Origin of the sequence: Janthinobacterium sp. HH104, assembly GCF_001758715.1 — a bacterium.
Classification (GTDB): Bacteria; Pseudomonadota; Gammaproteobacteria; order Burkholderiales; family Burkholderiaceae_D; genus Janthinobacterium; species Janthinobacterium aestuarii.
On the sequence record NZ_LRIB01000047.1, the window covers coordinates 108993 to 133394 of the forward strand.

The following is a 24402-nucleotide window of genomic DNA, read 5'->3' on the forward strand; positions in this document are numbered from 1 at the left end:
CTTATAAATGTAATCGATTACATTTTGTTGAAAAGCGCCATGCCTGCAGCCGTTCCATCACCTTTGCCGACAGAAACCGTCTCCATCAGCGCCGTCGCCGCGCATGCGGGCGTGTCGGTGGCCACCGTCTCGCGCGTGATGAACGAGCAAGCGGGAGTGCGGGCGCCCACGCGCGACAAGGTGCTCGCTTCCGTGGCCGCGCTCGGTTACCGCATGAATCACCTGGCACGCAGCCTGCGCACGGCCGAGAGCCGCATGCTGCTCACCATGGTGCCTGACGTGGGTAATCCGTTCTATGCGCAGATCGTGCGCGGCATCGATACGGTGGCGCGCGAACACGGCTACTTCGTGCTGCTGTGCGACACGGGCGCCGACGCGGGCCGCGAGCGCTCGTATTTCGACCTGCTGCGCATGCACCGTGCCGATGGCGCCATCTGCCTCGATCCGGACACGGTACAGCATGCCCTGTCGCATGAATCCGTCACCCTGCCGTGGGTGGCGTGCTGCGAGTTCGACCCCGCCGTGGCCGTGCCCTATGTCGGCATCGACAACCACCGCGCTGCGTCCGACGCCGTCGCGCATCTGCTGTCACGCGGCCATACGCGCATCGGCCTGATCAATTCGGATGAGCGCTATCTGTACGCGCGGCAACGCCAGCAAGGCTATCTGGACGCCCTGGCGGCGGCCGGCTTGCCCGTGCAGCCGCAGTGGGTGCACACGGTGCAAAGCCTCGATTACGAAGCGGGCACGGCTGCCACTTTGCGGATGATGGCGCAGCCCGATGCACCGACGGCCATCTTTGCCGTGTCCGACACCCTGGCCATTGGCGTGCTGAGCGCGCTGCGCCAGCTGAACAAACGCGTGCCCGAAGACGTGGCCGTCATCGGCTTCGACGATATCGCCATCGCCGCGCAGATCGCCCCGGGCTTGACCACGATTGCCCAGCCGATGCGCGAACTGGGCGAGACGGCGGCCCGCTTGCTGCTGCAACGTTTGGCGGACCCGGCGGCCAGTGTGCCTGGCGTGCTGCTGCAACACCAATTAATTCTGCGAGGGAGTGCATAGTGAGCGTTGCCGTCGGTTTCGAGGGGGTCTGCAAAGATTTCGGCCCCGTGCGCGTCTTGCATGGCGTCAGTTTCAACCTGTCGCCGGGGCGCGTGTATGGCTTGCTCGGTGAAAATGGTGCCGGCAAGTCGACCCTGATGAAAATCCTCGCCGGCTATGAAGCCGTCAGCGAAGGCCAGCTGCTGATCGATGGCCAGCCCCAGCGCTTTGCCAGTTCGCGCGCGGCGGAGAGCGCCGGCATCGTACTGATCCACCAGGAATTCAACCTGGCCGAACACCTGACGGTGGCGCAAAACATGTTCCTCGGCCACGAAAAGACGCGCGGCTGGCTGCTCGACGAGAGCGCCATGAAGGAAGAAGCGTCGCGCTACCTGAAACAGGTGGGCCTGGACGTGTCGCCCGACACGAAAATCCGCGACCTCATCGTCGCCGAGAAGCAGCTGGTGGAAATCGCCAAGGCCCTGTCGCGCCGCGCCCGCTTCCTGATCATGGATGAACCGACGGCCACCCTGACGTCGTCGGAAACGCAGCGTTTGTTTACCGTGATGGCTCAGCTGAAAGCGGATGGCGTGACCATCCTCTACATTTCCCACAAGCTTGATGAAGTCGAGCGCAACACGGACGAGGTCATCGTCATGCGCGACGGGCGTTTCGTCACGCGCGAACCGACGGCCAGCCTCACGCGCCAGCAGATGGCGAACCTGATGGTGGGGCGCGAATTGTCGGACATGTTCCCGGTCAAGGTGGCGCTGGCGCCGGACGCGCCCGTGCTCCTGAAAGTGGAGGGCTTTTGCGTGCCCGGCTGGTCGAAGGATCTGTCGTTCGAGGTGCGCGCCGGTGAAGTACTGGGCTTTGCGGGCCTGGTGGGCGCGGGGCGCACGGAATCGTTCGAGGCCTTGTTGGGCTTGCGTCCGCGCAGCGCGGGCACGATCGAACTCAATGGCCGGCCCGTGGACATCCGCACCCCCAAGCAAGCCATGCAGAACGGCATGACCTACCTGAGCGAAGACCGCAAGGGAAAAGGTCTGCATGTGAACCTGGGCTTGCGCGAAAACCTCACGATGATGACGATGGAGCGCTATGCACGGCCGTGGCTCGATGTGGCCGGGGAAAAAGCTGCATTGGCCAAGGCCGTCGGGGATTTCAATATCCGCACGGGCGACCTGGACAGCCGCGCGCGCATGCTGTCCGGCGGCAACCAGCAAAAGTTGGCGCTGGCGAAATACCTGCATTCGGACCCGCGGGTCGTCGTGCTCGACGAGCCGAGCCGCGGCGTGGACGTGGGCGCCAAGCGTGACATTTATTTCCTGATACACCGCCTGGCCGCCGAAGGGCGCGCCGTGATCGTGATTTCATCCGAATTGATCGAATTGATTGGCCTGTGCCACCGGGTCGCCGTGATGCGCGCCGGCACCTTGCAAGCCACCCTGTCTGCTGACCACCTGACTGAAGAGGAGTTGATTGCCCATGCAACCGGCACGCACTGATACGAGCGTATCCCCCCTGGCCCAATTTGGCGCGCGCATCAAGGGCTTTGGCCCCGTGTTGGGCCTGTTATCTCTGTGCATCGCGGGCACCTTGCTCAATGGCGACTTCGCCACCCTCGACAACCTGATGAACGTGCTCACGCGCACGGCCTTCATCGGCATCATCGCCGTCGGCATGACCTTCGTGATTATTTCCGGCGGCATCGATTTATCGGTCGGCTCCATGGCGGCCCTGATCGCCGGCTGCATGATCTATTTCATGAATGCGCTGGCGCAAGGCGCGGGCGGCGACCTGGCGCCGATCACCATGCTGGTGCTGGGCATCGCCATGGCCCTGGTCCTGGGCGCCGGATTCGGCCTGATGCATGGCTTGTTGATCAGCAAGGGCAATATCGAGCCGTTCATCGTCACCCTGGGCACGCTTGGCATCTTCCGCGCTGTGTTGACGTACCTGGCCGATGGCGGCGCGCTGACCCTGGACGCGACCCTGTCCGAGCTGTACAGCCCCGTCTACTACACGAGCGTGCTGGGCGCGCCGATACCGATCTGGATCTTTTTATTCGTTGCCGCGGCCGGCGCCATCATCCTCAACCGCACGACCTTTGGCCGCCACGTGCAGGCGATTGGTTCCAACGAGCAAGTGGCGCGCTATGCGGCCATCAATGTCGATAGAGTCAAGATCGCCACCTACATGCTGCTGGGCGTCTGCGTGGGCATCGCCACGGTGCTGTACGTGCCGCGCCTGGGTTCGGCCACGCCGACGACGGGCTTGCTGTGGGAACTCGAAGCGATCGCCGCCGTCGTCGTCGGCGGCACGGCGCTGAAGGGGGGAGAAGGGCGCATCGTTGGCACCGTGATCGGCGCCATCCTCTTGTCCGTGATCAGCAACATCCTGAATTTGACCAGCATCATCAGTGTCTACCTGAATGCCGCAGTGCAAGGCGTGGTGATCATCGCCGTCGCCTTCCTGCAGCGAGGCCGCAAATAAAAACACAGCGGCGTTCTGAAAGGGCAGCCAACGGGCGCCCACAACCTTGGAGGAGAGCAGCATGAAGAGCTTTATACGGGTAGCAGGGATGGCAGTGCTGGTGATGCAGGCGTGGGCCTTGCCGAGCGCGCAGGCGGCGGAAAAACTGGTGGTCGGCGTGGCCATCCCCACGGCCACGCACAGCTTTACGTCGGGCATCGTCTGGTGGGCGAACCAGGCCAAGGCGGAACTGGAAAAAGCCCATCCGGGGCTGAAAATCATCGTCAAGACGGCCGCCACGGCGCCCGAGCAGGCGAACCAGTTGCAGGACATGTTGACGGTGAACAAGATCAACACCCTGGTGATCTTCCCCATCGAATCGGCCTCGCTGACGCAGCCTGTCGCGCAAGTGAAAAACAAGGGCGTCTACGTCACCGTGGTCGACCGTGGCTTGACGAACACGCAGTCGCAGGATGCGTATATCGCCGGCGACAACACGGCCTTCGGCAAGCTGCCGGCCGAGTACCTGGCGAAAAGCCTGAATGGCAAGGGTAATATCGTCGTGCTGCGCGGCATGCCGACCACCCTGGACAACGAGCGCTATGACGCGTTTTCCGCCGTGATGAAGGGCCATCCCGAGATCAAGGTCCTGGACGCCAAGTATGGCAACTGGAACCGCGACGATGCCTTCAAGGTCATGCAGGATTATTTGACGCGTTTCAAGCAGATCGACGCCGTCTGGGCCGCCGACGACGACATGGCCATCGGCGTGCAGAAAGCCATCGCGCAAGCGAAGCGCACGGACATCAAGCAAGTGTTCGGCGGCGCGGGCGCGAAGGGCGCCGTGAAAAAGATCATGGACGGTTCCGACCCGCTGATCGTGGCCGACGTGTCCTACTCGCCCAAGTTCATGTACGACGCCATCAAGCTGACGACGGAAGCGCGCCTGAAAGGTGATAAATTGCCGGCCAACACGATCATCCCATCGGTGCTGATCACGCGCGAGAACGCCAAGCAATTCTACTTTCCGAACTCGCCTTTTTAAATTCTGGGGTCAGACCCCCTCGCCCGCTAGCAATGACCTGTGCGTTAGCGGCATTGAGGGTCTGACCCCGGCTTTATCCAACAGGACATTGACATGAAAACCATCCAGGGTCCGGCCATTTTCCTGGCCCAGTTTCTCGGCGATGAAGCGCCGTTCGACTCGCTCGAGCACCTGGCGCAATGGGCGGCCGGCCTCGGTTACAAGGGCTTGCAGCTGCCGACGGCGCCGCGTCTGTTCGACCTGGAGCAGGCGGCGGCCAGCCAGCAGTACTGCGACGACGTGGTCGCCCTGCTGGCGCGCCACGGTTTGCAGGTGACGGAACTGTCGACGCATCTGCAGGGCCAGTTGATCGCCGTGCATCCCGCTTACGACGCGCTGTTCGACGGCTTTGCGCCCGAGCATGTGCGTGGCGACTCGGCTGCGCGCACGGCCTGGGCCACGCAGCAACTGCTGTGGGCGGCCACCGCTTCGCAGCGCCTTGGCCTCAAGGCGCACGTGACGTTTTCCGGCGCGCTGGCCTGGCCGTATCTGTACCCGTGGCCGCAACGCCCGGCCGGACTGGTGGAAACGGCTTTCGCGGAACTGGCGAAACGCTGGCTGCCCATCCTGGACGCCTTCGACGCCGCCGGCGTCGACCTTTGCTATGAGCTGCATCCGGGCGAGGACTTGCATGACGGCGTGACCTTCGAGCGCTTTCTGGCCGCCGTCAACGACCACCCGCGCGCGTCGATTCTGTACGACCCCAGCCACTTCGTGCTGCAGCAGCTCGATTACCTGGCATTCATCGACATCTATCACGCGCGCATCAAGGCCTTCCATGTAAAAGATGCGGAATTCAGGCCGAACGGGCGCCAGGGCGTGTATGGCGGCTATGCCGAATGGCAAGACCGGGCCGGGCGCTTCCGCTCGCTGGGCGACGGGCAGATCGACTTCAAGGCGATCTTTTCCAAGATGGCGCAGTACGATTTCCCGGGCTGGGCCGTGCTGGAGTGGGAATGCTGCCTGAAGCATCCCGAGGACGGGGCGGCCGAAGGGGCGCGTTTCATCCGCGAGCACATCATCCACGTGGCTGAACGCGCGTTCGACGATTTCGCGGGCAGCGCGGTGGATCAACATCAAATCAATCATTTGCTTGGCTTGAAATAAGGAAACGACATGCAGCGACGCTTACGGCTGGGCATGGTAGGGGGCGGGCAGGGCGCTTTCATTGGCGCCGTGCACCGTATCGCGGCGCGCATCGACGACCAGTACGAACTGGTGGCGGGCGCCTTGTCGTCAGACCCGGACCGCGCGCGCGACAGCGGCGCCGCGCTGCATCTGGCGCCCGAACGCTGCTACAGCGATTACCGCGCCATGGCGCAGGCGGAGGCCGCCAGGGCGGACGGCATCGAAGCCGTGGCCATCGTCACGCCCAACCATTTGCACGCGCCCGTCGCCACGGCCTTCATGGAAGCGGGCATCCATGTGATCTGCGACAAGCCGCTGGGCATTTCTCTGGCGGAAGGGCAAAAGCTGGCGGCGCTGGCCGAGCAGAAAAATCTGCTGTTTGCGCTCACGCATACCTACAGCGGCTACCCGCTGCTGCGTCATGCGAAAGCGATGGTCGAGGCGGGCGAGATCGGCGAACTGCGCCTCGTACAAGTCGAGTATTCGCAGGATTGGCTGGCCGATGCGATTGCGGCGGGCGGCATGAACGAGGGCAACTGGCATAACGACCCGCAGAAAGCCGGGCCCGGCGGCACCCTGCTCGACGTGGGGCTGCATGCCTACCACCTGGCGCAGTTCGTCAGCGGATTGACGCCGCAGGCCGTGCTGGCGGAACTGTCGACTTTTGTACCGAACCGTACCCTGGACGACCACGTGCAGGTGATGCTGCGCTATGCGAATGGGGCCAAGGGTACGTTGTGGGCCAGCCAGGTGGCGACCGGTTGCGAAAACACGGTGCGTCTGCGCCTGTTCGGCAGCAAGGCGCAGCTGGACTTCGACCAGGAACAACCGAACGAATTGTGGTGTACGCCGCAGGGCGGCAACCGCCAGCTGTTGCGTCCGGGACGGGTCGACAGCGCCGCCGCGCGCCACGCCACGCGCGTGCCGGCCGGCCATCCGGAAGGGTATCTGGAAGCGTTTGCCCAGCTGTACCTGGATGCTGCCCTGGCCATCCGCGCCCTGCAGGCGGGCGCGCCCGTGCCCAGGGAAGCGAGCTGGCTGCCGACGGTGGCCGATGGCGTGGCGGGCCTGGCCTTTGCGGAAGCCGTGCTGCGCAGCCATGCGGCGGGCGCCAGCTGGACCGCGCTGGCGGACTGGTAAACTGGGCGCATGAGCGCGCCCCTGACCACCTTTACCATCACCATCGTCCCGCAAGGCTGGCAATTCCCGGCCGAAGCGGGCACGACCATCCTGGCCGCCGCCGAGCTGGCCGGCATCCGCCTGCTCAGTTCCTGCCGCAATGGTACGTGCCGCACCTGCCTCTGCCACATGCCGGCGGGCCAAGTGCGGTACACGGTGGACTGGCCCGGCATCAGCCCCGATGAACGGCTCGACGGCTACATCCTGCCCTGCGTGGCCGTGGCCGAAAGCGATCTCACGGTGCAGGCGCGGGCCGTGCGCAAGTAAGGCGTCGCCGTGAGTATCTGTTAGATTTTAACAATGTTTCTCATGCTATAACATTCAGTCCAGGTTTCCAGCACACCTCCATTGGGGAGGAAATGAAACCTCAACATGGATATTGCATGCGTACATTACTCCCTTCGTTGTGGCAGGCCGCCGCATTGCCGCTGGCTATCATGACTACCTTGTCCGCCTGTGGCGGCGGTTCCGGCAGTAGCGTTGGCGTGCCGCCTGGCTTGCAGGAAAAACCCGGCATGACCCTGTCGGCAGTGAGCGGCAGCTGCACCGCCCAGCCCGGCGCCACCTGCGATGACATCCGCGTGACAGTTCGCCTGGCCGATGGCGTGACCGATGCGCGTCCCCAGCCGCATGAACAACCGGCCAGCGGCACGGCTAGCGTGCTGCAGATGGCTGACCGCCAGAAGCAGGCCGATGGCAGCTGGCTGCTGACGTTCAAGGCGCTGCCGAACCTGGCACCGGGCGTGTACACGGGCAAGATCGAGCTGGCCCTGCCCGCCACAGTGGGCCTCTACAAGACGGAAAGCATGGATTACAAGGTCACTGTCGCGCCGCTCGCCGGCAGCATGGGCGCGCTGCAGGCCTTGCCCGGCGCGGGCGACTGGGAAGGCGTGAATGGCAATGCCGCGCATACGGGCCTGGTGCCGGTCACCCTCGACAGCCGCCGCTTCACGCGGCGCTGGACCTGGCTGGGCCCCACTTCCCCGCGCGGCTTCGTCGGTAGTCCGTAAGCGTCTTCCCAGCGCCGTCTGGACTCCCTGACCACCGTCATTCATGATCGAATTTTGGCACAGCATTTGTGCCCACAAATTCTGATTATGGACACAAATTTTCAACCAATCACTTCGACGAATGCGCGCGGCCATTATCGGCAGCATTCTTTAGAGTTCAAGCGCGCATTGGTGGCGTTGTCGCTGGAACCGGGCGTCTCGGTGGCTCGCATTGCACGCGAACACGGCGTCAACGCCAACCAGGTGTTTAGCTGGCGCCGCCTCTATCAACAAGGACGCCTCGGCGTGCCTGCGTTGATTCGCGACGATGGCCTATTGCCAGTGGTGCTGGCGCCAACGGCGCCTGCTCCGGGCAACTCCACCGCCGACGCCGACGCCGACGGCACGATCATGCTGGAGCTGGGCGAAGTGCGCGTGCGAATCGAAGGCCAGCCCAACGCGGCCGCGCTGGCGCAGGTGCTCGATCGGGCTCTACGATGATCGGCCTGCCCGCCGGCACCAAGGTATGGCTTGCCGCCGGCACCACCGACATGCGCTCCGGCTTCAACGGCCTGGCTGCCAAAGTGCAGACGGCGCTGGAGGAAGATCCGTTCAGCGGCCACGTATTCGTGTTCCGGGGCCGGCGCGGCGACCTCATCAAACTCCTGTGGTGGAGCGGCGATGGCCTGTGCCTGCTGGCCAAGCGGCTTGAGCGTGGTCGCTTCATCTGGCCGCAGGCTACCAACGGTTCGGTGGCGTTGACGCAGGCGCAACTGTCGATGCTGCTTGAAGGCATCGACTGGCGGCGGCCGGAACGGACCTGGAGACCAACGTCGGCCTTGTAAACGACACAAGGCTCGCGTAAACTTGGCACATGCTCAGCCCAGCCGACCTGCCCAACGACATCGCCGCCTTGAAGGTACTGCTGCTCGCTCAAAACGAGGTGGTTGAAGGGCTGCGCGAACAGCTGAACACGCGCGCCGTCGAGATCGAGCACCTCAAGCTGCAGATCGCCAAATTGCGGCGCATGCAATTCGGCCGCAAATCGGAAAAGCTGGATCATCAAATCGAGCAGCTGGAGCTGCAACTGGAAGACCTGCAAGTCGACGAGGCCGAGGCGGCGCGCGAGATGCCGGCGGCCGACCAGGCGCCGCGAAAGAAGTCTGTGCGCCGGCCGTTGCCCGATCATTTGCCGCGAGACGAAAAGGTGTATGCGCCGCCGGCCGATGCTTGCCCGGCTTGTGGCGGCGGCCTGCGGCCGCTGGGCGAGGACGTGGCCGAGCAACTGGAGTTCGTGCCGGCCAGCTTCCGCGTGATCCGCCATGTTCGTCCGAAACTGGCGTGCTCCTGCTGCGACGCCATCGTCCAGGCGCCGGCGCCAAGCCGGCCGATTGAGCGCGGCATCGCCGGCCCCGGCCTGCTGGCGCATGTGCTGGTTGCGAAGTTCGCCGATCATCTGCCGCTGTACCGCCAGGCCGTCATTTACGCCCGCGAAGGCGTCGACCTCGATCGTGCGCTGCTGGCGGACTGGGTCGGCGGCGCTAGCGCATTGCTGCGTCCGTTGGTCGATGCCATTCGCCGCCACGTGCTGACGGCGTCGAAGCTGCATGCCGACGACACGCCGATCCCGGTGCTGGCGCCCGGCAATGGCAAAACCAAGACGGCCCGTCTGTGGACTTACGTGCGCGATGACCGGCCCGCCGGCGACACCACGCCAGCGGCGGTTTGGTTTGGCTACACGCCCGACCGCAAGGGCATCCATCCGCAAACCCACTTGGCCAAGTTCGAGGGCGTGCTGCAAGCCGATGCCTACGCTGGCTTCAACGCTTTGTTCGAAGACGGCACGATCCAGGAAGCGGCTTGCTGGGCGCACGCGCGGCGCAAATTCCACGACCTGCACGCGGCGCGCGCGACGCCGCTGACCACCGAGGCGCTGCGCCGGATCGCCGAGCTCTATGTGATCGAGGCCGAGATCCGGGGCAAGCCGCCCGACGAACGACGACAAGTTCGGCAAGCCCGCTCGCGCCCGCTGCTCGAGGACTTGGAGCACTGGCTGCGCTCCACGCTCGATACGCTGTCGCGCAAGTCCGACACGGCGGCGGCGATCCTGTACGCGCTCAAGCTCTGGCCGGCGCTGCTGCGCTACTGCGACGACGGCGCCATCGAGATTGACAACTCGGCGGCCGAACGCGCCTTGCGTGGTGTCGCCATTGGTCGGCGCAACTATCTGTTCGCCGGCGCCGACAGCGGCGGCGAACGGGCCGCCGCGATCTACTCGTTGATCGGCACGGCCAAGCTGAACGGTGTCGCACCCGAAGCCTGGTTGCGTCACGTGCTGACGCATATCACCGATCATCCCGTCAACCGGGTTGATGACTTCTTGCCTTGGAACTGCAAGCTGCCAGCAGCCCTTTGAGATCACGCCGCTTCCCAGCGGTGTTGTGACTTTCTGAAATAAACGCGACGAAAGGTATTGCGGCACAGGGCTAGGCCAACTTGATTTTGCTAAAAGCTGCGACGATTTTTCGCTGAATAGCTGCGACTAATCCAAAGGGATAACGAAATGGCTGCGAACGACGTCGTCCCTGAACTGACAACTTCCGTAACGCCACCAGCAGAGGCAGGGAGCGGCTGGTTCCGCCCCAGGCTGGGTGAAAACTTCAAATCTCAAAATATTTGTGGGTAGGGTTACCATTCCCGCCACCGAGAAAACGGGGTAGCGCGCGTTTTGAGAGGCCGATTTTTGAAGAACCAGAATTTTTCTGCGTTTCCACACAGCCTGGCCTCAAAGCAGAAGTTCAGCTTGGCGGCAGAGGTCTCCCTAAGCGCACCCTCCCCACACTGTCATTTTCGAAATGTTGAGTGATGAGCAATCCATATATACCTAGAGATCGGAGAATGTAGTGTAGGACGGGAGCGATTCGCATAGCAAAACTAATATGCGGTTTACTTGCACACAGGACACAGATATAGTCTAGGCAACAAATTAGTGCGGACCTGATTGGAGCATTTAGGCATGAACTCATCTTATACCCGTCCCATCAGGCCTGTAATCCTTGTCGTGGACGACACGCCGGATAATCTTCTGTTGATGGCCAACTTGCTCAAGGATAGTTATACGGTCAAAGCAGCGAATAACGGCGAGAAAGCACTGCGCATCGCGCGCGATGCACCGCCGCCCGACCTCATCCTGCTTGACATCATGATGCCTGGGATGACCGGCCACGAAGTGGCGCAGGCACTGCAGGGCGACCCGGCCACGCGCGACATACCCATCATCTTCTTGACCGCTATGGCCTCCAGCGAGGACGAGACGCACGGTCTGGAGCTGGGCGCGGCCGATTACATCACCAAACCGATCAGCCCGCCCGTGGTGCTGGCGCGCGTACGCACCCAACTCAAGGTCAAAGACGCGGCCGACTTCCTGCGCGACAAGAACGAGTACCTGGAACAGGAAGTCCAGCGCCGCACGCGCGAGCTGGGCGCGATCCAGGATGTCACGATCCACGCCATGGCCTCGCTGGCCGAGACGCGTGACAACGAGACCGGCAACCACATCCGCCGCACCCAGCACTACGTCAAGGTGCTGGCCGAACATCTGAGCGAGCATCCGCGCTTCCGCGCTTTCCTCGACCCCGACACCATCAAGCTCTTGTTCAAGTCGGCGCCGTTGCACGACATCGGCAAGATCGGCATCCCCGACCGCATCTTGCTCAAGCCTGGCCGCTTCGAACCCGAGGAATTCGAGATCATGAAGACCCACACCACGCTCGGGCGCGACGCCATCGCCCACGCCGAACAACAACTGGGCATGGACGTCGACTTCCTGCGCCTGGCCAAGGAGATCGCCTACTCACACCAGGAAAAATGGGACGGCAGCGGCTACCCCGAAGGCCTGGCCAGCGACGCCATCCCGATTTCGGCGCGGCTGATGGCGGTGGCCGACGTCTACGACGCCCTGATCAGTCGTCGCGTCTACAAGGAAGGCATGCCGCATGAAAAGGCAGTGCAGATCATCGCCGAGGGGCGCGGCTCGCACTTCGATCCCGACGTCTGCGACGCCTTCCTGGCCAACCTGCCCGCCTTCCAGCAGATCGCCGCGCGCTACGCCGACAGCGACCAGGACATGGCCAAGCAGGCTGCCGCCATCGCACACACCCTGCCTGCACAGTGAGCGCCGGCATGCGTTCGCCCCTGGCTTATCTTGAACGGCTGCGCCTGCGCCAGAAGCTTGCGGCCGGCTTTTGCGCAGTGCTGCTGCTGGCCCTGGCGCTGGGGTTGCAAAGCCTGCGCACCCAAGACCAGTTGAGTAGCGACATGCAGCGCCTGCTCAGCGAGGGCATGATCGGCATCGTACAGGTCAAGGAGGCCCGCATCCAGCTCAACCGCTTCGAGCTAATGCTGCACAAGGTGGCCAACGCCCCGGACCCTGTTGCCGTCGACAAGGCGCTCGAACAGCTAGACAAGACGCGCGAGCAGCTACACTTTGCCGTCGACGAGGCCCGCGCCACCCTGCTGCGCATCGACAACCAGCAACGCCATAACGTCTTTGAAAGCATGCTGGCGCGCGCCGAGCGCATCGCCGACGAGGCAATCGAACTGGCGCGGCTGCACCGCAACGCCGAAGCCAACGCCCTGCTCAACAGCGAGCGCTTCCAGCACGCGATGCGCACCGCCGACCGGCAGATGGCCGAGATCGCCGCCGTCAAGGATTCCAACGCCCGCAGCACCATCTACCAGATTCGCCAATTCGCCCTCACCAGCAGCACCCTCACCTACGCCCTGCTGATCGGTGGCCTGGCGGTGGCGCTGCTATGCGCCTGGTGGATCAGCATCTCGATCCGGCGCCCGGTCAACCGCCTGCGCGAGGCGGTCGATGCGCTGGCCGCCGGCCAGCTCGACAGCGTGATTCCGCATACTGACTACCAGAACGAAACGGGCGACCTGGCCCGCGCCATCGCCAAGTTGCAGGTCGAATCGCGCCAGCTCGACATGCAGCGCTGGATCAAGTCGCAGGAAGCCTCGATCCAGGCCGAACTGCAGCAAGCGGCCAGCCTTGACCAGGCCGCGCAGCGCCTGTTGACGCTACTCGCGCCGCTGGTGCAGGCTGGCCAGGGCGCGCTCTACTTGCTTGACGAAAACGCCGCCGCATTGCGCCTTGCCGCCAGCTACGCCGCCGATCCGGACCATCCGCCGGCGCCGCAACTGGCGTTGGGCAGTGGCCTGCTGGGTCAGTGCGCGCAGGACCGCCAGCCGCTCCGGCTCGACGCCCTGCCGGACGACTACGTGCAGATTCACTCGCAACTGGGGCGGTCGCGCCCACGCCACCTGCAGGTGCTGCCACTGCTGCACGGCGAGCGCCTGATGGGCGTGCTGGAGCTGGCCGGCTTCGACGCTCCCAGCGAATCGGGCCGGGTGCTGATGGACGAGCTGCTGCCCAAACTGGCGATGTCGCTGGAAATCAAGGCACGCAGCCACGCGGTGCAGGCCATGGCGATCGAACTCGAAGCGCAGCAGGTGGTGCTGAAAGCCACCGAGGCCTGGTATCGCGGCATCATCGAGGCTGCGCCGGACGGCATGCTGGTAATCGATGTGCACGGCCTGATCATGATGACCAACCCGCAGCTCGACCAGCTGTTCGGCTACGAGGCCGGCGAGTTGGCCGGCTTGCCGATCGAAACGCTGGTGCCGCCGGAGGCGCACGGGCGCCACGTCGGCTCGCGCAATGGTTTCATCGAGCAAGGCACGGCACGCCAGATGGGCATGACAGGCGCCGACCTGCACGGTATGCGCAAGGATGGCAGCCGCTTCTCGGTCGAGATCGGCCTGTCGCGGCTGCCGGCTATCGCCGAGCGCGGCGTTTGCGTGTGCGCCTCGGTGCGCGACATCAGCGACCGCAAGCTGGCGGAGGCCGAGGTTCTGCGCGCCAAGGAGATCGCCGAGGACGCTACGCGCGCCAAGAGCGATTTCCTGGCCAACATGAGCCACGAGATCCGTACGCCGATGAACGCAATTATCGGCATGAGCCATCTGGCGCTACGCACCGATCTCGACAAAAAACAGCGCAACTACATCGAGAAGGTGCACCGCTCGGCCGAGAACCTGCTGGGCATCATCAACGACATTCTTGACTTCTCCAAGATCGAAGCGGGCAAGATGAACATAGAGCAGGCCCCGTTCCGGCTGGAGGACGTGCTGGAGAATTTCGCCAGCATGATCGGCCTGAAGGCCGAGGAAAAAGGCCTGGAACTGCTGTTCGCCACTTCGGCCGACCTGCCGACCGCATTGGTAGGCGATTCGCTGAGGCTGGGTCAGGTATTGGTCAACCTCGGCAACAACGCCGCCAAGTTCACCGAACGCGGTGAGATCGTGGTCGGGATCGAGATGGCTGCCGACGCCGGGGATCAAGTCGAGCTTCACTTCTGGGTGCGCGACAGCGGTATCGGCATGACGGCCGAGCAGTGCGAACGCATGTTCCACTCGTTCAGCCAGGCAGACAGCTCGACCACGCGCAAATACGGAGGCACCGGGCTAGGTCTGGCCATCTCCAAGAAGCTGGTGGAGCTGATGGATGGCCGTATCTGGGTCGAGAGCATGCCGGGCGAGGGCTCGACCTTCCACTTCAACGCCCGTTTCGGACGCCAGACCGAGGTGCAGCCGCGCCGCATGTTCCACGCCGACGAGCTGCTCGGCCTGCGCGTGCTGGTGGTCGACGACAACGCCAGCGCGCGCGAAATCTTGTCGACCATGGCGCGCAGTTTCGGCTTGGAGGTGGACCTCGCCGACAGCGGCCACAGCGCGCTGCGCACCATGGTCGAGGCTGAGCGCAAAAGCCTGCCCTACGACTTGGTGCTACTGGACTGGCGCATGCCGGGCATGGACGGCGTCGAAACGCTGCAGCGCATGCAGAGCGGCGCCGTGACTCACATCCCTTCTGTCATCATGGTGACTGCCTTCGGCCGGGACGACGCTCAGGAAGCGGCGGCGCTCCAGCAGGTGGCGCTGCCAGCCGTGCTGACCAAGCCAGTCACCCCGTCGACGCTGCTCGAAGCAATCGGCGAGGTACTGGGCAAGGGCGTGGTGGCCGAAACGCGCCAGGCAGAGCGACAGGACCGCAGCGCGGCCGACCAGGCCCGCATGGCCGGCGCCCGCCTGCTGCTGGCCGAGGACAACGATATGAACCAGGAGCTAGCGCGCGAGCTGCTTGAAAGCGCTGGCATCGTGCTCACCATCGTAGGCGATGGGCAACAGGCGCTGGACCTACTGGCTCAAGCCGGGACCGTCGCCTTCGACGGCGTGCTGATGGACTGCCAGATGCCAGTGATGGATGGCTACGAAGCCACCCGCCGCCTGCGCGCCCAACCCCGCTACGCTCAGCTGCCGATCATCGCCATGACCGCCAACGCCATGGCCGGCGACCGCGAAATGGCGTTGACTGCCGGCATGAATGACCACATCTCCAAGCCGCTGAACGTCACCGCCATGTTCGCCACCATGAGCAAGTGGATCCGCCCGGCGCAGTCGGCATTAGCAGCGCCCCCAGCGGGGCAGCCAGATTCCGCAGGCAAAGTGGTTGCGGCCCTACCTGCCGAACTCCCCGGTATCGACCAGCGCGCCGGCCTGGCGACCAGCATGGGCCGGCAGGACCTTTACCTGCGCATGCTGGTGCGCTTCCGCGACGGCCACGCTAGACTGCGGGGGGAATTTGAGGCTGCGCGGCAAAGCGATGACCCCACAGCGGCGGCGCGGGTAGCCCACACCTTGCGCGGCACCGCCGGCAACGTCGGTGCCAAAGGCGTGGCGGCGACAGCTACCGCACTGGAACTGGCATGCAAAGCTGGTGTAGCCGAAGCCGAACTGGCTGTGCTGCTGACGGCGGTCGAAAACGAACTGGCGCCGGTGCTGCTCGGCCTGGCGGCACTGGGCAACTATACTGCAGCGGCAGAGAACACCCGGGCCGGGGCCATCGCAGCGGCTCCCGCCCTGCCGCCGGACGCGGCCGCCACACTTGCCCAGCTGCGCAAGCTGCTGGCCGACAGCGACACCGCCGCGCTGGATGTGCTGGAGACATTGGAATCGCAAGCCGCCGGCCACCCGCTGGCGCGACAGCTGCGCAAAGTCAGCCAGGCAATTGAACGCTTCGACTTCGACGCTGCGCTGGAAGCGCTTGATGCCGTGGTGCAGCCAGCCTGACAAGCAAGGCCGCCGCGCGATTCGCCTTAGGCCGGGGGCGGCACCGACGGCAGGCTGACAATCAGGGTGGTGGTCTGGAGCTCGTCATCGACGGCGAAGGCCACCTCGCCGTATTGCGCGCGCGCCAGTAGGCGTGCCGAATAAGTGCCCAGGCCGGTGCCGCCGGACTTACCGTCGGTGACGAACTTGTCAAAGAAGCGTTCGCGTATCGGTTCCGGGATCACACCCTTGTTGACTATCTCGATGCGCAACGGGCTTCCGGTGTACAGCGTGGCAATGACACGGGTGCGCTCTGGCGCTGCCTCGCAGGCGTTCTTGATCAGATTATTCAGCAGCGAATAGGTCAACATGGCATCGCCCAGCGCTAGCGGAGCGTCGATGCCGACATCGAAATCGGTGTCGACCGCCAACACCAGCTGCTTACCCGCGTAAGTGGCGCGTGCCGTCTCAACCACCCGCCGCAACATGTCGCTGATGGACAGCGGCGCTGCATGGAGCACGTATTTTCCCGTCTCGATCTTGTACAGCTCGGTGGACAGGTTGACCATGTCGGTCACCTGCAGCATGGCCTGCTCGGCCAGCCGCAAATTCTCAAGCTGTCGGCGGTCCATGTCGGCGGCGTCGATCAGCGACTGCACTATGCCGATGGCGCCGGCCAGCGGTCCCTTGAGGTCGTGCCGCGTCATGGCCTCGACGTCATCGCGCAGGCGGGCGATGGCGAGCATGTTGTCGTAATCGGCTTGCAGGTGGCGGCGCAGCTCGACGTAGCGCATGAAGTTGTCGACCCGCAGCTTCAGCTGGGCCGGGTCGATTGGCTTGGTAATGAAGTCCACCGCGCCCAACTCCATGCCTTGCAGGCGCGCGGCGTCGTCGGTAAGGGCGGTGACGAAGATGATGGGTACATTTTCTGCGCTGGGATGCTCGCGCATGCGGCGCGCCACTTCAAAACCGTCCATGCCGGGCATCATCACGTCCAGCAGCACTAGGTCTGGCGGCGTGTCGCCACAGCACAAGGCCAGTGCTTTCTCGCCGTTGTGCGCTGCCTTGATGCGGTAGCGGCCCTTGAACACATTGGCCAGCACGTACAAGTTGTCAGCGGTGTCGTCGACCAGGAGCAATGTCGGAGGCAACGGTTCCCTTGATTGTAAATGGACCGCCGCCGGTGGCTTGACGATCACATCGTCCACGGGTGTGGCGGCCTGCGGCGCGTCGATGTTCGTTTCCTTATCCGGCGCCGGTGCTGCAACCTGATGCGCCATCGCCCGCTTGATGCTGGTGGCCAGCCGGCCCGCCGTGTAGGGTTTGACTAGCAGGTCGCTGACACCGCTGCTGATGGCCGTTTCGATGCGGCTGCGCTCGGCCTCGGCGGTGATCATAATGAACGGCATGTGCACATGGCGCGGACTGGAACGAATCATCTGCAGTAGGGCGATGCCGGTCAACGCCGGCATATTCCAGTCGGAGATCACCAAATCATAACGCTTGCGCTCAATCATGCGCCAAGCTTCAGAGCCATCGGCTGCGAGATCCACCGATCCGTAGCCAAGCGAGGCCAGTTGGCCAGCCGTGACCTTGCGCATTGTTTCAACATCATCAACCACCAGTATTCTCAGCACTTGTGCCATGTCTCCCCCATGTGAGGCCTGCTACGTGAGGTAGCACACCGTTTCATTTATTATGCGGCATTTTTTTATCGATTTGAAACGAAAGCATTTCAAGCCGTCAAGGTCGGCTTCTGGCCCAGGCTGTATAAAAACGTCAATCGCTGTGACGCCATCATCGATCAAATCCCGCAACTAGCCAAGACGTCACTGGGCAGACGCTTACGGTAGTCCCGTGGTGGCTGCCAACGGCCTCGTGTATGTCAGCCAGCAGTCCGCCGCGCCGGTGGACGGCAGCAGCACCAAATATGTGACCACCTCGACCGTGACGGCACTCAGCGAGAGCGATAGCCAGGCGCGCTGGACCCAGTCGCTCACGTCGGATGGCTATCTGGGCGCGCCAGCCGTTGCGGGCGGCAAGCTGGCCATGGCCGGCAGCGATACCGTGTATGTCTTCGATGCGCTCGCTGGCGGCGCGCCGCTCGGCGTGCGTCCGCCGAATACGAATGGCGTACTGCTGGGCGTTTCCCTGGCGACGGCGCCCACCTTTTTTGGCGGCAATGTCTACGTGGGCGGCAATAACGATATCAGCGGCATCGATGCGGCGGCGGGCCAGACGCGCTGGTCTGCCAGCCTCGGTTTGCCCACGCTGGGTAACGTCAACGACTGGACCCCCGCCGTCAGCGGGGGCACGGTGTACAGCCATGCGGCAGGGACATTGACGGCGTTCAATATCACCGATGGCACGGTCCGCTTCAGCGTGGCGGTGCCGGGTCAGGTGCTGGGCGGCTTGAACAAGAGCAGCTTGCGCCAGGCGCCCGTGCTGGCCGATGCGGGCAGCGTGCTGGTACTCAATCAGCGACCGCCGGCCGGCGAGGCGGCGGATAACAGTCTGAGCCTGGTTGACGTGGATAGCCGCGCCGTGCGCTGGACGGTGCGGGGGCAGTTCAGCACGCAGCCGGTGGTGGCGCAGGGCATCGTGTACGTGGGCAACCAGGCCAGCCGGTCGCTCGAAGCGCGCCAGCTCGGCGATGGCGCGCTCCTGTGGCGCTGGCCCCTCGATACGGCCCTCGATGAGTACTTTGGCGGCGATCTGATCGTCACCGGCAATCTGTTGTTTGTTGGCGGGCGCAACAATACCTATGCGATCGACCTGGCCAGCCGCAAGGCCGTCTGGACCTATCGCATGGGCGGCAGCCTGGCACTGTCGCGCCATGGCGTGCTGTACATCCGCCAGGGCACGGATTTGCCCGGCAGCAGCATGGTCTTGACCGCCATCAACCTGCAGTAGCGGCTTGCCGCGCGGCGGCTAGGGCTTGCCCGGGCTTTTGATCCGCTGCAGCAGCGCATCCACGCTGTCGCTGACGGGCAAGCCGTGGCGGCGCAGCAGCTGCACGTGCAAGACGAGGTTTTCCAGCACCAGCTTGGCCGCCACGGCCAGCAGGGCCAGGTTGCGGTCTTCCGGGCTGAAACTTTCCATGGCGTCGGCCATCTCGCACAGGTGGTTGGCGATCAGTCCGCGCAATTCCTGCTCGTTGAAGGGCAGGTCGGCAAAATCGATGGGATCTGCCACCTCCACTTCCTGCATCAGCACCGCTAGTTCTTCCGGGGTAATCGTCATGCCTGGCCTCCTTGTGTGCTTGCCGCTATTTTAATTGTATTGGCCGCAAAGCGGACTAGAATGAGTCGAGGCCGACGACGTCGAAGGGCAGCATGGCGCATCTGCATTTTACGCAACAACTGGCACGCTACATCGACGTCCCCACGGTGGACGTCGATGCACCACGCCTGCGCGCCGCCCTCGATGCCGCGTTTGCGCAGCAGCCGCGCCTGCGCGGTTATGTGCTCGACGAGCAGGGCGCCTTGCGCCCGAACGTGGTGATCTTCATCGACGGCGCCCGTTGCCGCGAGCGGCGCGTGCTCGACGATGCCTTGCTGCCCGACAGTCAGGTCTATATCTTGCAGGCACTTTCCGGAGGTTAAGTATGGGACAAGGCATGGTTCAACGCGCGTATCTCGGCACTCGCAAGGGGCTGTTCCAGTTCGATGTCGATGCGGCCGGCGCCTGGCAGCTGGCGCTGGTGCAGTTTGCCGGCGATCCCGTCTCCATGCTGCTGCACGATGGCCGCGACGGCGCCGTGTACGCGGCCCTGAACCTGGGCCACTTCGGCGCCAAGCTGCACCGCCTCGACGCGGGCGCCAGCGCGTGGCAGGAAGTCGCCGTGCCCGCCTATCCCGCCAAGCCCGAGGACAGCACCGATACCGTGGACTGGACTTTGCGGCAAATCTGGTCGTTGGCGGCCGGCGGCCCGGACCAGCCCGGCGTGCTGTGGGCGGGCACCTTGCCTGGCGGCCTGTTCCGCTCCAACGACCGCGGTGAGAGCTGGCAGTTGGTGGAGTCCTTGTGGAACGTGCCGCAGCGGGCGCAGTGGTTTGGCGGCGGCTACGACGTACCCGGCATCCACAGCATCTGCGTCGACCCGCGCGACAGCAACAAAGTGCTCGTCGGCGTGTCCTGCGGCGGCGTGTGGCAAACGCTCGATGGCGGCGCCAGCTGGGCCTTGAGCGCGACGGGCATGCGCGCCGACTACATGCCGCCCGAGCTCGATGAAAACGAAGCCGTGCAAGACCCGCACCGCATCGTGCGCAGTGCCGGCACGCCGGACGCGCTGTGGTGCCAGCACCATAACGGCATCTGGCGTTCGGACGATGCCGGCTGGCACTGGCAGGAAGTGACGACGGCGCCGCTGTCGCATTTCGGCTTTGCCGTGGCCGTGCATCCGCGCGATGGCGGTACGGCCTGGTTCGTGCCGGCGCAGGCGGACGTGCTGCGCATTCCCATCGACGGCGCGCTGGCCGTCACGCGCACGCGCGATGGCGGAAAAACTTTCGAAGTGTTGCGCGATGGACTGCCGCAGCGGCATTGCTACGACCTCATCTACCGCCACGGGCTGGCGCTGGCCGACGACGGGCGCAGTTTATTGATGGCGTCGACGACGGGCGGCGCCTGGTATTCCGGCGATGAGGGCGAACACTGGCAGACGCTGTCCGCCCACTTGCCGCCCGTTTATGCCGTCTGTTTCGCCACGCCGTAATAGCACAGGAAGATATCGACGGCCAGTTCCGCTAATTTGCGCTGGCGTGCCGGGCCCAGCAGGGGCTCACCCATGGTGATCTGCGGCCAGAAGGCAAAGGTTTTTAAAGGCGACATCAGCAGATGCGCCACTTCCAGGGTCTCGCCCGCCTTGATGCGCCCGTCTTGCTGCGCCGCGCGGATCCAGATATTCAGTCCCGTTTCCTTCTCATTCAGGCGCGCCACCATGGCTTGCGCCCGCTCGGGCGAGTGGATGGTTTCGCCAAAGATCACACGCGCCAGGTCGATGAAGGTGGGATCGCACAGCAATTCCATTTTCTGCTCGACCAGGGCCAGCACCTGCGGCCGCAGCGGCTGGTCGGCCACATAGGGCACGGCTGGCTGGGACACGCTGCTTTCCCACATGCGCTGCAGGATTTCCGCGAACAACTCGTCCTTGCTGGGGAAATGGTTGTACACGGTGCGCTTGGAAACGGCGGCCGTGGCGGCGATCCTGTCCATGCTGGTCGCATCAAAACCGTGGTCGCGGAACTCGGCGATGGCGGCATCGACGATGGCGACGCGCTTGCGGTCGGTGAGGCGTTGCGGTGCGGCCATGGCTGAAAATCTCCTTTGAAAACAATATTTTACACCTCCTGGTTTACTTTGCCAGAAATAGGAACTACACTGTGTAGTGTAATTTAATCCTTGTTAATTCCTTGCCGGGCCATATATGCACTTGCACCGAGCCGCACGTCGTCTCTTCTTTCTGGGAGTCCTGATCATCATGAGTTCTTGCACCTTGCGCGCCGCGCCTGCCGCGCCCGCTGAATCCCCACAACGCCACGAAGGCAAGTTCCGCAATCCCGTGGAAATGTACAAGCTGGGCACGACAGCGACGCTCAAGCTGCTGTGGACATTTGTCTTTGATAAACCGGATAGCACGGTGCCGGCCGCGGCCGTTCCCGTGCAAGCCTTGACCCGGGCGCAGCTGCTGGCCGCGCCCGACAACAGCCTGTTTCGCCTCGGCCATTCGACCCTGCTGCTGAAACTTAACGGCGAATTCTTTCTCACCGACCCCGTGTTTTCCGAGCGCGCTTCGCCGGTGCAGTGGGCAGGACCGAAACGTTTCCACCAGCCGCCCATCAGCATCGCCGACTTGCCGCCGATCAAGGCCATCATCCTGTCGCACAACCATTACGACCACCTCGACTATGCCGCCGTGCTGCAACTGGCGGCCAAGACCGAACACTTCGTTGCGCCGCTGGGCGTGGGCGATACCCTCGTCGAATGGGGCGTACCGAAGGAAAAGGTGCAGCAGTTCGACTGGTGGCAAGGCACGACGATTGCCGGAGTGAAACTCGTCGCCACGCCGTCGCAGCATTTCTCGGGGCGCGGCCTGTTTGACAGCAATCAAACCCTGTGGGCCTCGTGGGTCATCGACGCTCCGGACGTGCGCGTGTTTTTCAGCGGCGACTCCGGCTATTTCGACGGTTTCAAGCAGATCGGCGACAAGTACGGCCCCTTCGACATGACCATGATCGAGACGGGCGCCTACGACAAACTGTGGCCGGACGTGCACATGCAGCCGGAACAGACCTTGCAAGCGCACCAGGACTTGCGCGGCAAGTGGCTCATGCCCGTACACAACGGCACGTTTGACCTGGGGCTGCATGCCTGGCACGAACCGTTCGACCGCATCACGGGGCTGGCGGCCAAGCAGGGCGTGAACCTGGCCACGCCGCAGATGGGCGAGGCGGTCGACCTGGCGCATCCGAAAAAAGGCGAAAAATGGTGGCTGGCAATGCTGGAAGAAGAGATGGCGCGGTAACGCTGGCTCAGGCCGTCACGTCGATCAGGCGTCCCAGGGTCTGGCCATAGCCGTTCAGCTGGGGCGTGCTTTTCGGTGCGGCCGGGGCCGCTTGTTGCGGCACGGCCACCTTGATCGCCTGGTCCAGCTGCGGTGCCTTGACGGCGGCCGGAGCATCGGCCTGCGCTTGCTGGCTGCTGCGTTGCGTCTGGCTCAGCGATTCCTGTTCCCGCGCCAGCAACTGGCGGCTTTGCGCCAGCTGTTCGCTGTCGCGCCGCACCTGGTTCTGGCCTTGTTCAACCCGGCGCTGCGCCGTGGCCAGCGAGGCTTGCAAGTTGTTGACGGACGTTAGCGATACCACATTGTTCACCTTTGAAAGTATGTCCAGGCGTACAGGGAAGGAAGGGGGCCCGGGCCATGTGTTGCATCAGACGCAACATGCCTGGCAGTAACCTTTACCTGAATCAAGAGTAGGACAAATTCTCGCACAGTTCCAGTCAATATGTTTTCTTGATAATGCTATCGCGCGCGCCCTGTGTTGCCGAAACGGCATGCCAAAGGTGAGGCAATGATTGTCGAAGTGAGTACATGCTGTCGCTTGCGAGCATTGTTTCTCTGCCATCGGTGACGCCGTGCCGTAGAGGGGCACAAGTGCTCACATTTAAAACGTTGCTTTTTAGATAGTCAATATATTGTTGTTTTTATACCATGTCTGCGCCCGCTAATGCGCGGCCTGTTTGGCGCTCTGGGCTATAATGGACGGTCAGAGTTGGTTTCTTTTGCCATACAGACAGGTAGTTAACATGAATCTCAAGAGCCTCGCAATTGCCCTCGGCATGTCGAAAACGACAGTCAGCAGGGCGTTGAACGGCTATCCGGAAGTCAATTCCCGCACCCGTGAAATCGTCCTGGCCGCCGCCAAGAAAGTCGGCTACCGGCCCAATCCGCTTGCGCGCAGCCTGGCCGTCGGCCGCACGAATGTGCTCGGCATGATCTATCCCTTGCTGCCCAGCGACCTGGGCGACAGCGTCTTTCTTTCCGTGGTCAATGGCATGTCCGACGCCGTCGAAGCGTCGAAGATGAGTTTGATCATCGCGCCCGTGTCGCCGCAGAACGAACAGCCCTCGTATGAAAACATGGTGCGCGGGCGCCAGGTCGATGGCCTGGTGGTGGGCCGCACCAAGGTGGTCGACGAACGCATCGCCTACCTGACGAAAGTGGGCTTTCCCTTTGTCGCGAATGGCCGCACGCGCATCGACGCGCCGTACGCCTATTTCGACTACGACAACGACACGGGCATCGACCTGGCCGTGTCTTTCCTGGCGGCGCATGGCCACCAGCGCATCGGCCTGTTGAGCGCCCCGCTGGATCTGCATTTTGCGTATGAGCGCAAGGAAAGCTTTATCCGCTGCATGGCGCAAGCGGGCTTGCCGGTCGATCCCGCCTATCTGCTCGACAATACTTTTGACCGCCGCAGCGGCTACCAGGCCATGCAGCAATTGCTGGCCTGCTCGCCCCGACCCACGGCCGTCATCGTCGACAACCATTTGTCCGGCGTGGGCGTGGTGCGCGCGCTGATGGATGCGGGCATCGAGATCGGCAAGGAAATCTCCGTCATCGTCTGGGGCAATGTGGAAGACACCTTGATCGGCATCAACGTCACCACCATCGACCAGCCCGACCTGCGCCGCGCCGGCGCGAAGATGGTCGAAATGCTGGAATCGCTGCTGGCCGGCACGCCGCCGGAACGGCTGCAGGAAATCTGGCAACCGGTGCTGTTGCCGGGAGCGACGGTGGGGCGCTGCCCCGAATAAAAAAAACGCAGA

At 63.7% G+C, this 24402-nt stretch carries 22 protein-coding genes; 18 read left to right on the forward strand and 4 right to left on the reverse strand.

Annotation, left to right across the window (positions count from 1 at the left end):
• The first annotated feature begins 39 nt into the window (after positions 1-39).
• The 13 genes from JAB6_RS21755 (at position 40) to JAB6_RS21815 (ending at position 16092) form a co-directional block, all read left to right on the forward strand.
• The gene (locus JAB6_RS21755; RefSeq protein ID WP_083292894.1) at positions 40-1065 is read left to right on the forward strand and encodes a LacI family DNA-binding transcriptional regulator; all 1026 of its coding nucleotides are present in this window, start codon (positions 40-42) and stop codon (positions 1063-1065) included.
• Positions 1065-2552, forward strand: coding sequence for a sugar ABC transporter ATP-binding protein (locus JAB6_RS21760; RefSeq protein WP_070304482.1), 1488 nt, complete (start codon positions 1065-1067; stop codon positions 2550-2552). Before JAB6_RS21755 ends, JAB6_RS21760 begins: the two co-directional genes overlap by 1 nt.
• The gene (locus JAB6_RS21765) at positions 2533-3540 is read left to right on the forward strand and encodes an ABC transporter permease (protein WP_034752947.1); all 1008 of its coding nucleotides are present in this window, start codon (positions 2533-2535) and stop codon (positions 3538-3540) included. The genes JAB6_RS21760 and JAB6_RS21765 overlap by 20 nt, the downstream gene beginning before the upstream one ends.
• Before the next feature lie 88 nt (positions 3541-3628).
• A complete protein-coding gene (locus JAB6_RS21770; protein WP_235194259.1) occupies positions 3629-4564 on the forward strand; it encodes a substrate-binding domain-containing protein in 936 nt (311 codons plus the stop codon).
• Positions 4565-4657: 93 nt separating this feature from the next.
• A complete protein-coding gene (locus JAB6_RS21775) occupies positions 4658-5710 on the forward strand; it encodes a sugar phosphate isomerase/epimerase (protein WP_070304483.1) in 1053 nt (350 codons plus the stop codon).
• A gap of 9 nt (positions 5711-5719) precedes the next feature.
• Positions 5720-6871 (forward strand): Gfo/Idh/MocA family protein, encoded by a 1152-nt coding sequence (locus JAB6_RS21780; RefSeq protein WP_070304484.1) that lies wholly within the window; start codon positions 5720-5722, stop codon positions 6869-6871.
• Between the two features lie 9 nt (positions 6872-6880).
• On the forward strand, positions 6881-7177 hold the full coding sequence (locus JAB6_RS21785) for a 2Fe-2S iron-sulfur cluster-binding protein (protein WP_070304485.1): 297 nt from the start codon (positions 6881-6883) through the stop codon (positions 7175-7177).
• Positions 7178-7293: 116 nt separating this feature from the next.
• Positions 7294-7920, forward strand: a complete 627-nt coding sequence (locus JAB6_RS21790) for a hypothetical protein (RefSeq protein ID WP_139143476.1) — start codon at positions 7294-7296, stop codon at positions 7918-7920.
• A 54-nt stretch (positions 7921-7974) separates the two neighbouring features.
• On the forward strand, positions 7975-8400 hold the full coding sequence (locus tag JAB6_RS21795; RefSeq protein ID WP_254671742.1) for a transposase: 426 nt from the start codon (positions 7975-7977) through the stop codon (positions 8398-8400).
• Positions 8397-8744, forward strand: a complete 348-nt coding sequence (gene tnpB, locus JAB6_RS21800) for an IS66 family insertion sequence element accessory protein TnpB (RefSeq protein WP_034754629.1) — start codon at positions 8397-8399, stop codon at positions 8742-8744. Before JAB6_RS21795 ends, tnpB begins: the two co-directional genes overlap by 4 nt.
• Positions 8745-8773: 29 nt before the next feature.
• Positions 8774-10315 carry an IS66 family transposase gene (locus tag JAB6_RS21805; protein ID WP_070304487.1) on the forward strand — a complete coding sequence of 514 codons (1542 nt, stop codon included), beginning with the start codon at positions 8774-8776 and terminating at the stop codon, positions 10313-10315.
• Between the two features lie 600 nt (positions 10316-10915).
• Entirely contained in the window at positions 10916-12073 is a 1158-nt protein-coding gene (locus JAB6_RS21810) for a two-component system response regulator (protein ID WP_070304488.1), read from the forward strand.
• 8 nt (positions 12074-12081) lie between these two features.
• Positions 12082-16092 carry a response regulator gene (locus tag JAB6_RS21815; protein WP_065306268.1) on the forward strand — a complete coding sequence of 1337 codons (4011 nt, stop codon included), beginning with the start codon at positions 12082-12084 and terminating at the stop codon, positions 16090-16092.
• Positions 16093-16118: 26 nt separating this feature from the next.
• On the opposite strand, the gene JAB6_RS21820 is transcribed toward JAB6_RS21815, so the two are convergent.
• Positions 16119-17717 (reverse strand): hybrid sensor histidine kinase/response regulator, encoded by a 1599-nt coding sequence (locus JAB6_RS21820; protein WP_065306239.1) that lies wholly within the window; start codon positions 17715-17717, stop codon positions 16119-16121.
• Between the two features lie 211 nt (positions 17718-17928).
• Between JAB6_RS21820 and JAB6_RS21825 the strand changes: the two genes are divergently transcribed.
• Positions 17929-18984, forward strand: coding sequence for a PQQ-binding-like beta-propeller repeat protein (locus tag JAB6_RS21825; RefSeq protein ID WP_070304489.1), 1056 nt, complete (start codon positions 17929-17931; stop codon positions 18982-18984).
• An 18-nt stretch (positions 18985-19002) separates the two neighbouring features.
• On the opposite strand, the gene JAB6_RS21830 is transcribed toward JAB6_RS21825, so the two are convergent.
• Positions 19003-19314, reverse strand: coding sequence for a hypothetical protein (locus JAB6_RS21830; RefSeq protein WP_070304490.1), 312 nt, complete (start codon positions 19312-19314; stop codon positions 19003-19005).
• Positions 19315-19406: 92 nt separating this feature from the next.
• On the opposite strand from JAB6_RS21830, the gene JAB6_RS21835 reads away from it, so the two are divergent.
• Together JAB6_RS21835 and JAB6_RS21840 are read left to right on the forward strand one after the other, a co-directional pair.
• Complete coding sequence (locus JAB6_RS21835) at positions 19407-19676, forward strand: MoaD/ThiS family protein (RefSeq protein WP_034752960.1); 270 nt, start codon at positions 19407-19409, stop codon at positions 19674-19676.
• Between the two features lie 14 nt (positions 19677-19690).
• The gene (locus JAB6_RS21840; RefSeq protein ID WP_070304583.1) at positions 19691-20788 is read left to right on the forward strand and encodes a sialidase; all 1098 of its coding nucleotides are present in this window, start codon (positions 19691-19693) and stop codon (positions 20786-20788) included.
• On the opposite strand, the gene JAB6_RS21845 is transcribed toward JAB6_RS21840, so the two are convergent.
• A complete protein-coding gene (locus JAB6_RS21845; RefSeq protein ID WP_070304491.1) occupies positions 20761-21384 on the reverse strand; it encodes a TetR/AcrR family transcriptional regulator in 624 nt (207 codons plus the stop codon). The two genes, JAB6_RS21840 and JAB6_RS21845, sit on opposite strands and share 28 nt — an antisense overlap.
• Before the next feature lie 169 nt (positions 21385-21553).
• Between JAB6_RS21845 and JAB6_RS21850 the strand changes: the two genes are divergently transcribed.
• Complete coding sequence (locus tag JAB6_RS21850; protein ID WP_070304492.1) at positions 21554-22597, forward strand: MBL fold metallo-hydrolase; 1044 nt, start codon at positions 21554-21556, stop codon at positions 22595-22597.
• A gap of 7 nt (positions 22598-22604) precedes the next feature.
• Here the strand turns inward: JAB6_RS21850 and JAB6_RS21855 are convergent, their stop codons facing one another.
• Entirely contained in the window at positions 22605-22937 is a 333-nt protein-coding gene (locus JAB6_RS21855; protein ID WP_070304585.1) for a hypothetical protein, read from the reverse strand.
• A gap of 442 nt (positions 22938-23379) precedes the next feature.
• Between JAB6_RS21855 and JAB6_RS21860 the strand changes: the two genes are divergently transcribed.
• Entirely contained in the window at positions 23380-24390 is a 1011-nt protein-coding gene (locus JAB6_RS21860; protein WP_070304493.1) for a substrate-binding domain-containing protein, read from the forward strand.
• Positions 24391-24402: the final 12 nt, after the last annotated feature.